Raw genomic sequence first — 5325 nt, 5'->3', positions numbered from 1 at the left:
TCAACCAAAAACAGGAGAATTAGAAATTTATCGATTAAATCAAGGAAGGTATGAACAACAAAAACCTAATGAAAACAATCGTTATTGGATAGCAGAGATTAACTTATTTTTGGGAGTCTGGCAGGGAAAAAAAGCGGAAGTAACAGCCTATTGGTTACGTTGGTGGGAGCTGTCGGGCAATCTGTTATTATGGGGGAGTGAACGAGTCGCACAAACTGAATATCAACTCGAACAGGAGCGAATGTTACGGCAAAAATTAGCTGAAAAATTAAGAGAATTAGGCGTTGAACCAGAAACCTTGTAGGAGACTTGTCAAATGCTGATAAAATCATGGAAGGAATCTTGGTAATGATTCGGGGCTGAAGATGCAACCTAACCTAACAAATGACTTAAATCACATTCTTGCCCATACTAAAACCCTGTGGGAGGAATTGCGGGGACAACGGATATTTATTACCGGAGGTACAGGCTTTTTTGGCTGTTGGCTTCTGGAGAGTTTTATTTGGGCCAATGATCAGCTAGACTTAAAAGCATCAGCAGTGGTTTTAACTAGAAATCCTGATAGTTTCAGGCAAAAAGCTCCTCATTTAGCCAATCATCCCGCTATTCAATTCCATAGCGGTGATGTTAGGTCATTTCAGTTTCCTAAAGGGGAGTTTTCTTATATTATTCATGCGGCAACGGATGCAAGTTCTCTAGTACATCAAGAGGATCGTCTTTTTGTCCTAGATACTACAGTACAAGGGACTCGGCGAGTGCTAGATTTTGCTAAAAATTGTGGCACAAAAAAATTATTACTAACTAGCTCAGGAGCAATTTATGGTCAACAACCCTCAGATATAAGTCATATTCCAGAAAGCTATCAAGGGGCGCTGGATGTGAGTTCTCCTAACTCCGTTTATGGAGAGGGAAAACGACTCGCAGAACTCTTGAGTGTCTTGTACGCTCAGGAATATAATATAGGTGTAAAAATTGCCCGGTGTTTTGCCTTTGTCGGTCCCTATTTACCTTTAGATGGATCTTTTGCCATTGGCAACTTTATCAGGGACATTTTAGAGGGAAAAACGATTCATGTTAAAGGAGATGGAACCCCCTATCGTTCCTATTTATATGCTTCGGATTTGATGATTTGGTTATGGACTATATTATTTAAGGGGCAGTCTTGTCGTCCTTATAATGTGGGTTCAAATGTGGAAATCAACATTAAAGATACCGCCTTAGCGGTGGCACAGGTTGCTGGACACCCTAATTCTATCACTGTTGCTCAAGAACCAGTTGTAGGTCAACGGATTGCCAGATATGTACCCGCTACTGACAGAGCATTAAAAGAATTAGGACTCAAGGCAACCGTTGATTTATCTACAGGGATTAAAAAAACCCTTGCATGGTATCAACAAAGACTAACACAAACTGATAATCATTGAGGAGTTTAACTCATGAAATTTGCGGCAAATCAACTCCGTCAAACTGTTCTGAGGATGGCCTTTGCTGGTTCGACCGTGCATATTGGCTGTGCCTTTTCTATTATCGAGATTCTCGCAGTTCTCTATCGTTCTTACCTAAATCTAGGGAATGGTCAACCGGAGTCCCCCGGCAGAGATTATTTAATTCTCAGTAAAGGTCATGGAGTAATGGCTCAATATGCTTGTATGTATGAGTTAGGCTGGCTAACGGATAAGGATATTGATAAGCTAAACGGCGCTTAACCTGCATGATCCAACAGCTATAACCCTTTTGGAGTCTATATCGGTGATCCGAAGTAAAAGCCGTTTAGCTTAATTACTTTGGGGATGGTACAATTCTTAAAGGGTTGTCTGATGCTCATGTGCCTGGTTTAGAAGTAAGTTCAGGGTCTTTAGGGCATGGTTTATCTGTGGGTGTTGGCATAGCGTTAGCTAGTAAAATTAAAGGAACCGGACAGCGTTGTTTTGCCCTTGTGGGGGATGGAGAAATTAATGAGGGGTCGATTTGGGAAGCCCTACTTTTTGCCTCTCATTTTCAACTATCTAACTTGTTAGTCATTGTAGATGCTAATGGTTATCAAGCGATGGGTACTACTCAAGAAGTGATGAATTTAGGTCAAATTGCTGATAAGTTCCGGGCTTTTGGTTTTGACTGTCGAGAAGTAGATGGTCATGATGAAAAGGCATTATATCAGGTCTTTCAAGAATTATTAGAACTGTCTTCTTCTTGTCCTAAAGCTGTTATCGCTCACACGGTTAAAGGGAAAGGTGTTTCTTTCATGGAAGATAATAATGTTTGGCATTATAGCCGCTTAAATCGGGAGATTTATGCCCAAGCTAAAGCCGAATTAGAAACTCAAGTTTACAAGGACAAATTAAGTTTATGAGAAACGCTTTTTCAGATGCTTTAGTCAAATTTGCTTTAGGAGATGAGCGAGTTCTGTTATTAACTGGGGATCATGGTTATGCTTTATTCGATGATTTTCGTCAGGCTTGTCCTAAACAATATATCAATGCGGGGGTAGCAGAACAAAATATGGTAGGGGTGGCGGCAGGACTCGCTAAATCGGGGTTTTTTCCAGTAGTTTATGGTTTAAGTTCTTTTCTGCCGATAAGAGTTCTAGAACAAATTAAGTTAGATGTTTGTTATGAACAATTAAAGGTTTTGTTGATTGGAGATGGTGCTGGAGTGGTCTATAGTAGTCTGGGTTCTAGTCATCAGTCTACCGAAGATATTGCCGCTTTAAGGGCTTTACCTAATATCTCGATTCTCTCCCCGGCAGATGCCTCCGAAATGACTCAATGCCTGAATTGGGCTTTTAACAGTGATAGACCAGTTTATTTACGCATGGGTAAGGCAGATTTAGGGGTAATTCATGAGACTTTACCTAACCTTGAGCCGGGTAAACTTTACCCCGTTAAACCAGGCACCGGCAACCTTGGATTTTTGGCAACAGGTTCGATGGTTAAAACGGCTCTAGAAGTGGCTCAAGAATGGGATAATAGTGGGGTGTGGAGTGTTCCTTTTATTAAGCCTCTTGATGTCCAACAAGTGAGAGAAATTTGTCAGCAATATCAAGCTATTGTGGTGATAGAAGAACATTCTATCTATGGGGGTTTGGGTTCTGCTATTTCTGAAATTGCCAGCACCTATCATCCCAGTTGGATTTGTCGCATTGGTATTGAAGATAGATTTTCTCAATTTTGCGGAACTTATCAATATTTGATGCAAGAACATCGGCTAGATGTTACCTCAGTCAAGGAAAAAGTTAGAAATTTTATGTCACGATTGTAGAAAAATGTATCTGTTCCAAAAAAGCAAATTTGCCAGATTTTTGTTAGTTGGCGTACTGAATACCTTATTTGGTTATTTTTTATACGGTAGTCTTATACTGATAGGACTAAATTACAAGTACGCTGTCTTGCTGGCTACTATTATCGGAGTCTTATTTAACTTTCAAACCACGGGAAGACTGGTTTTTGGTAGCAAAAACAACAAATTGATTTTTCGTTTTGTCTTAGTTTATGTGGCGACTTTTCTCTTGAACGTTGAGGCTCTGAGATTTGTCGATGGGATGAATATAAATATCGAACAGAAAACCAAAATGCTTATTGCTGGAGCCATCTTGGTTCTTCCCATGGCTGTCATCTCTTTTGTTTTAATGAAACTATTTGTTTTTAGAGAAGGCTCACAATGAAAAAAATTACGATTATGACTCCTTGTTATAATGAAGAAGGGAATGTTGAGGATCTTTACCTGCGAGTTAAAGAAGTCTTTAATCAGTTACCTAACTATGAGTATGAACATCTTTTTATCGATAACGCTTCCCAAGATAAAACTGTAGATGAATTAAAAAAAATTGCTCAAAAAGACCCCGGGATAAAAGTCATCGTTAATGCTAGAAATTTCGGTCCCGTTCGTTCTGTTTACTATGGTATTCTTCAGTGTTACGGAGATGCGGTTATTTTTATGGTAGCAGATTTGCAAGATCCTCCCGAATTAATCCTAGAATTTGTCAAGAAGTGGGAAGAAGGCTATAAAGTTGTTAAAGCGGTTAAAACGCCGATGAAAGAAGGAGCTTTTTTCTATTTTGCTAGACAAATTTTTTATTATTTAATGGACAATCTTTCGGATATAAAAGTTACTAGAAACTTTACAGGTTTCGGCTTATATGATCAGAAAGTCATCAATGTTCTACGAGAGATTAACGATCCCTATCCCTATTTTAGGGGACTCATTGAAGAGTTGGGTTTTGAAAGTTTCTCTTTTGAGTATCAACAACAACGGCGAAAACGGGGTATTAGTAGTTACAACTTCTATCGATACTATAGCGAAGCGATGCTGGGTATTACCAGTCACTCCCAAGTTCCCCTCAGACTGGCGACCATGTTAGGCTTTGCTTTGTCCCTCTTGAGTCTGCTAGTGGCGTTAGGTTATTTAATCGCCAAATTGTTGTTCTGGGATTATTTTCCTTTAGGAACCGCACCAATCATGGTCGGACTATTTTTACTCGCTTCTGTGCAACTATTTTTTATCGGCATTATCGGCGAATATATCGGATTAATGCACATGAGAATTTTAAAAAGGCCTTTAGTTGTCGAACGAGAACGGATTAACTTTGAGTGAGTGACTGTGTTTGTTATAAGTAAGTGGTTCTAATTAAATAGAAGATAGATTTTGCCTTCGATACCCCCCTGCCCACCTTAATAAGGGGGGCTGACAAACTTTAACAACTACCTACTTATAACCCGGTTTTAGTGGTTCACCGCTTTTAAATTTACGCACGGGGAAAGTGTGCGGAGTGGTGAATAAAACCAGAGATGAGTACAGTGATTTGGGAGGAAGGGCGATTCCAGACTATTTTAAAAAATTTTCTGCAATTACAACCCCAAAAAAAACTTGAAACAATATCAATTAATACACTTGATGAGTTAATCGATCTTAAAACTTCAATTCAAGGTAAAATCAAACAACATTCTCTCGATCCGATGTACCTGCCTACCGACTCCCTAATTCCCGATGTTAACGGAGGCAGGGGGCAGGAGGCCGTTTTTGTAACGGGGATTTATGCCCCGTTACAAAAACTTTTCGCCTTAAAAGGCGAGGTTTTAGACCTGATTTTTTCGATAAAATAACTAATACTAAATCCGCTTATTAAAAACTGATTATTTATTCTCCGTTTTGCCTTTTGCCTCTTGCATGAGTGCCTCTCCTCACAAGAGACCTCCTGCAAAAATAGGAACTGATTATGTAAAATAAAGTAAAACACTCAGAAAAACAATGACTTACGAAAAAGTAAAAAATTTGAATCCAGAAGAGTTTAAACGCTTTTGTGGAGTATATCCTGAAACATTTAAGGAT

General features: G+C 39.2%; 7 protein-coding genes and 1 pseudogene. All 8 read left to right on the top strand.

From position 1 onward, the window contains the following. Positions 1-304 (top strand): annotated as a pseudogene (locus IM456_RS20175) (hypothetical protein); the annotation flags it as partial. Between the two features lie 61 nt (positions 305-365). After that, entirely contained in the window at positions 366-1424 is a 1059-nt protein-coding gene (locus IM456_RS20170; protein ID WP_287692747.1) for an NAD-dependent epimerase/dehydratase family protein, read from the top strand. 12 nt (positions 1425-1436) lie between these two features. Then, positions 1437-1706 (top strand): thiamine pyrophosphate-binding protein, encoded by a 270-nt coding sequence (locus IM456_RS20165; protein ID WP_287692745.1) that lies wholly within the window; start codon positions 1437-1439, stop codon positions 1704-1706. 167 nt (positions 1707-1873) lie between these two features. Beyond that, positions 1874-2350: a thiamine pyrophosphate-dependent enzyme gene (locus IM456_RS20160; RefSeq protein ID WP_287692743.1), complete on the top strand. Its 477-nt coding sequence runs from the start codon at positions 1874-1876 to the stop codon at positions 2348-2350. Continuing rightward, positions 2347-3258 carry a transketolase family protein gene (locus tag IM456_RS20155; protein ID WP_287692742.1) on the top strand — a complete coding sequence of 304 codons (912 nt, stop codon included), beginning with the start codon at positions 2347-2349 and terminating at the stop codon, positions 3256-3258. The genes IM456_RS20160 and IM456_RS20155 overlap by 4 nt, the downstream gene beginning before the upstream one ends. A gap of 40 nt (positions 3259-3298) precedes the next feature. Next, positions 3299-3661 carry a GtrA family protein gene (locus IM456_RS20150; protein WP_231859723.1) on the top strand — a complete coding sequence of 121 codons (363 nt, stop codon included), beginning with the start codon at positions 3299-3301 and terminating at the stop codon, positions 3659-3661. Then, positions 3658-4590: a glycosyltransferase family 2 protein gene (locus IM456_RS20145; protein WP_287692740.1), complete on the top strand. Its 933-nt coding sequence runs from the start codon at positions 3658-3660 to the stop codon at positions 4588-4590. The genes IM456_RS20150 and IM456_RS20145 overlap by 4 nt, the downstream gene beginning before the upstream one ends. Before the next feature lie 194 nt (positions 4591-4784). Beyond that, complete coding sequence (locus IM456_RS20140) at positions 4785-5099, top strand: hypothetical protein (RefSeq protein WP_253881163.1); 315 nt, start codon at positions 4785-4787, stop codon at positions 5097-5099. Positions 5100-5325 lie beyond the last annotated feature (226 nt).

The sequence above is a fragment of the Microcystis sp. M079S1 genome (assembly GCF_020246425.1).
Taxonomy (GTDB): Bacteria; Cyanobacteriota; Cyanobacteriia; order Cyanobacteriales; family Microcystaceae; genus Microcystis; species Microcystis aeruginosa.
This window is presented reverse-complemented; position numbering and strand designations above follow the sequence as displayed.

What these genes read in the sequence shown, in the direction of transcription:
- IM456_RS20170 (WP_287692747.1), top strand. Translation starts at nt 366, where the DNA reads ATGCAACCTAACCTAACAAATGACTTAAATCACATTCTTGCCCATACT.
- IM456_RS20165 (WP_287692745.1), top strand. Translation starts at nt 1,437, where the DNA reads ATGAAATTTGCGGCAAATCAACTCCGTCAAACTGTTCTGAGGATGGCC.
- IM456_RS20155 (WP_287692742.1), top strand. Translation starts at nt 2,347, where the DNA reads ATGAGAAACGCTTTTTCAGATGCTTTAGTCAAATTTGCTTTAGGAGAT.
- IM456_RS20145 (WP_287692740.1), top strand. Translation starts at nt 3,658, where the DNA reads ATGAAAAAAATTACGATTATGACTCCTTGTTATAATGAAGAAGGGAAT.
- IM456_RS20140 (WP_253881163.1), top strand. Translation starts at nt 4,785, where the DNA reads ATGAGTACAGTGATTTGGGAGGAAGGGCGATTCCAGACTATTTTAAAA.